Origin of the sequence: Simiaoa sp. (genome assembly GCF_051972595.1) — a bacterium.
Taxonomy (GTDB): Bacteria; Bacillota; Clostridia; order Lachnospirales; family Lachnospiraceae; genus Acetatifactor; species Acetatifactor hominis.
Map to the genome: position 1 here is coordinate 1 of NZ_JBOKRY010000072.1, position 4,576 is coordinate 4,576.

The 4,576-nt window shown below is 47.3% G+C and carries 2 protein-coding genes; one reads left to right on the forward strand and one right to left on the reverse strand.

The genetic code is table 11. The features are described from left to right. Positions 1–70: 70 nt before the first annotated feature. Positions 71–3,082 (reverse strand): GH25 family lysozyme, encoded by a 3,012-nt coding sequence (locus ACTRDR_RS14615; protein ID WP_440528350.1) that lies wholly within the window; start codon positions 3,080–3,082, stop codon positions 71–73. A gap of 209 nt (positions 3,083–3,291) precedes the next feature. On the opposite strand from ACTRDR_RS14615, the gene ACTRDR_RS14620 reads away from it, so the two are divergent. Then, on the forward strand, positions 3,292–4,515 hold the full coding sequence (locus ACTRDR_RS14620) for an SGNH/GDSL hydrolase family protein (protein ID WP_440528352.1): 1,224 nt from the start codon (positions 3,292–3,294) through the stop codon (positions 4,513–4,515). Positions 4,516–4,576: the final 61 nt, after the last annotated feature.

Below are 4,576 nucleotides of genomic sequence, written 5' to 3' on the forward strand. Positions count from 1 at the left end.
TGTGTGTTTGATTTGCTAATAAAGCCCCAGACCCGCCTGCAAGCAGTCGGTCTGGGCTTTATTGCAAATCTTAATATCCCAAGTAGCTTAAGTTGAGATCTACATTTCCGCTGATACCACTGACCTTACCGTTGGAACGGTACTGCCACAGATCATATCTTCCGGTGTAGGTAGGTGTCTTCGCATACTGTGCCAGCCAGATCTTGTAAGCACTTAATGCACCGGCATCCATTTTCTGGCTGAGCCAGGTCTTGTTTGCATAGACACCTGCTGTATAACCGGCATTCTGGATCGTATTACAGAATGCCTTACATACTGCTGTTCTAGTGGCTGAATCGATCTTGTCTCCTCTTCCGCCACTGCCTTCCACATCCAGAAATACCGGATAAGAAATCTTATATCCGCTGATACGATCCAGTACCATGGAAGCTTCCTGTACCGCTTCTACCTCATCCACAGCCTGGGTGAAGAAATATACTCCTACCTTGATACCCGCTGCGGTTGCTCCCTTAATGTTAGTCTTGAACTTAGGATCCTCGATCAGTGCACCCTGGGAAGATCCACGATATCCCACACGAATGATAACGTAACTCACTCCGGAATTTTTCACAGCATTCCAGTCAATGGTACCGTTCCACTTGGATACATCAATACCCATGGTGCCGGAACCAACTACCAGAGATCCATCACTTGCAAAGTTATATTTAGCTCCCTGAATGACCTGTTCACCTGTTACTTTGTCGCCGTCTGCCTTGAAGAAATATACCTTACCATCCAACGTCTGCCATCCGGTATATCTCGTTGCTTCTTTAATGTAGAACTTGGAAGAGGTGTAATAATCCGCATAGTGTGCAAGTATATATTGGTTATTGCCATCCAATACATATAATTCTCTTCCGCTGGTATCTTTTAATACGGTGGTCTTATCTTCTCTGGGATTGGAAGTTCCGACTTTTACCGTACATGTAGCCTTCACCTCACTATTACCTTCTTTATAAACTGCGGTGATGGTAGCACTTCCGGCCTTCACACCGGTGATGGTAATGGTCTTGCCGTTCACGGATACCGTGGCAATATTGGTGTCGCTGGAGTTTGCGGTTACAGTGCCGCTTCCGCTGACGGTTGCCGTTACGGTAGCGGTAGACTTGGGATATACGGTCACTGCCGTCTTATCCAGTGTAATTGCCATCTTCGCAGTTACTTTTACTGGCAGTTCCAATGTCTTGGTCACGGATCCCATAGTTACGGTTGCGGTTACGGTGGTATCACCGGCAGCCACACCTTTGACAGCGATCTTGCCGTTTGCAACATCCACACCGGCGGTCGCAATTTTATCATCTTTCGAAGCCACCTTATAAGTAGCCGTACCCGTATAATTCGTTACTTTGATCTGTGATGTTGCTTCTGCTCCTACGGCTACGGTTACGGACGTGGGCTCTAAAACTGCCGTTGGTGTCGCAGCAGGGGTCGGAGACGGCGATACACTGGGTGACGCAGTAGGTGCCGTCGTGGGTTCTGTTGTTGGCGCTGCTGTAGGTTCTGCTGTTGGTTTCGTTGTTTCTGTCGGTTCTGTTGTTGGTTTCGTTGTTTCTGTCGGTTCTGCTGTTGGTTTCGTTGTTTCTACTGGCTCTGTCGTTTCTGTGGGCTCCGATGTTTTCGTAGGTTCTGCTGTTGGTGTCGCTGTCGGTTCTATTGCCGCCATACGCAGGAAGTTACCGCTGTAAGCAACTGTCTCCGGATTGGTAATCTTATCCTTTCCTACTTCACGATAAGAGGGCGGCAGTGTCTTACTTTCTACCCACTGTACTGTATCTTCCAGCACAGACTCTACCACGGTATCATTTTTCATGGTATCCTCTTTTGCCGCGTTGATCTCAGATTCCTTCTTAATCTCGTTAGATACATCAACCTTTTTGTAGGCGATATCTTTCTTGACTTCTACCTTCTGTGTTCCGGTAGGTAAGGTATAGTCCTTATATTTTTCATCGGTCAGAGCATTTACCGCTACCGTATAGTTACCGGGGGTAATGCCCTTCTTATAGATGATACCGTCCATGTCATCGTCAGACCAGGTCTCGGTCTTGCCTTTGGGATCCGTGATCGTCACAGCAAACGGCACGTTGGAGATCAGTTTTCCGCTTTTTTTATTGGTAAACTTGATCTTCAGGTCCTTCTGTACGGAGACCAGTTCCAGCTCTACGGTACCACCGTTGGTATATTCGGCTTCGTCGTATTCCTTCTGATCTTCATAGTCTTCATCCACTGCATTCGCTGCCGCGATCTTAGCCACTGTGGCATCTGCCACCGCTAACAGTCCCTGCTCGCCGATCATATGGATCCCGTCTAACTGGGTGCCAACGCTGACAAACTCCGATACCTGATTGTCCACCATACGGGCACTGGCATACACGCTGCCGGTCACAATTGCTAAGATCAGTACTGCCACACCGGTAGCTGCCATGATCCGGTCCATGGCACTCATATTCAGGAATTTCGACCAGATAGCGGCGAATTTCTTTTTTCCCTGTTTCTTGGATGCTTTTACATCGTCCTCATATTCATAGCCGGATTCCTCATCATAGAGTTCTTCCTCGTCGGCATAATACTCTTCGCCGTCTTCGTCCTCTCCGGTATACTCTTCATCATCGGCGTAGTACTCCTCGCCTTCTTCTCCGGTGTATACCTCATCATCGGCGTAGTATTCTTCACCTTTTTCTTCTCCGGTGTACTCCTCATCATCGGCGTAGTACTCTTCGCCGTCTTCTCCGGTGTACTCCTCATCATCGGCGTAGTACTCCTCGCCTTCTTCTCCTCCGGTGTACTCCTCATCATCGGCGTAGTACTCCTCGCCTTCTTCTCCGGTGTACTCCCCATCATCGGCGTAGTACTCTTCGCCGTCTTCTTCCCCGGTGTACTCCTCATCATCGGCGTAGTACTCTTCGCCATCTTCTTCCCCGGTGTACTCCTCATCATCGGCGTAATATTCTTCGCCTTCCTCTTCCTCGTCCCAATCGTAACCATCCTGTACGTCTTCTTCCCAATTGCGTTCCGGACGCTTTGTATGGTTAAATAATTTTTTCATTTTATCTGTCCCTTCTGCATATAGTCCTTCAGTGTAACAATTCCGTAACATTATAACATTGTATTTTCTCCACATCAAGGCATTCGCCCATTTCTTCAGAATTTCTTAAATCTTTCTAATATTATGGACTTTCTTTCCGTATAATAGTAAAATCAGAATAACTCATTTTGACCACAATGACAGATACTTGAAATGGAGAGATTTAATTCATGAAACGAAATGATAGCAACCATAATATCCACACATCACCGGTGAATGGCATGCCGGATATTGAGATTGTAGACCTGGAAAACGAAACTATGCAAGACACAGATTCTGGTAAATCCGCACATAAGTCAAATAAAAAGCAGACTTCCGATGTCTCTCCAAAGGCAGACGAGTATGACGATTTTTCAGAAGAATATGAAGAGGAAGATTATCCGGAAGAAGACGAGACTCCTGCTCCTGCCGGCATCCGACGTTTTTTGAATGTCCATGTCTTTTTTGCGCTGGCCATGATTATAGTGATAGGACTTGTAGCCTACCGCTTCACACATTGGGGACAGAGAGTCAGCCAGTCCGATATTTTCAAGGACGGACAGGGTTCCTACGATGACAGTTGGGATTCCATCCTCCCTCTGACGGATGAGAACGGTCAGATGGTGATCACCGATGCTTCCAATATTGTACTATTCGGAAATGCTCCGTTTGCAGACGACCGGGATTCTTCCGACAGTCTGGCGAACCTGATTGCTAAGGAAACCGGTGCCAACGTATACAACTGTTCCATCAGCGGAAGTTATCTGGCTGCACAGGAGCTGAACTTTGATTCCACTGTTGCCGCTATGGATGCTTATTGCCTGTATTGGCTGGTGAGTCTGGCAACCGGTGCCCCGATCGATAACTATTACGTACAGGCAGCTGAACAGCTGGGTGATAAAACTCCCGCCGATGCGGAAGAAGTGATCAATACCCTGAAAACGCTGGATTTCAATACCATTGATACTGTGGCAATCATGTACGATGCCACTGATTATCTCCTGGGTAATCCCATGTACAACGATGATAACCCTACCGATCCGACGCAGTTCACGGGTAATCTGGAGGCCAGCCTGGATGTTCTGCAGAGCCTGTATCCGCAGATCCGTATTATTGTAATGTCTCCCACGTATGCTTACGCAGTGGATGAGAATGGGGATTATGTAAGTTCCGATATGTATATCTATAACAACCGCGATGTCCTGTCCACTTACGTGATCAAGGAGTGCTACTCCGCGAACCTGCACAGTGTTTCCTTTATGGATAACCTGTACGGCAGCATCACCGAGGACAATGCAAAAGAATATCTGACCGACAATCTTCACCTGAATGTAAAAGGACGTAAGCTCATCGCCAAGCGCTTTGAGTACTTCCTGAACTACTATGCGAAGGATTATGCGTCGCAGGGGAATTAAATTGAAATTTAGTGAAGAAGCCACGAACGCCCACGGCGAACGGAATGTCCTTCCTCGATGT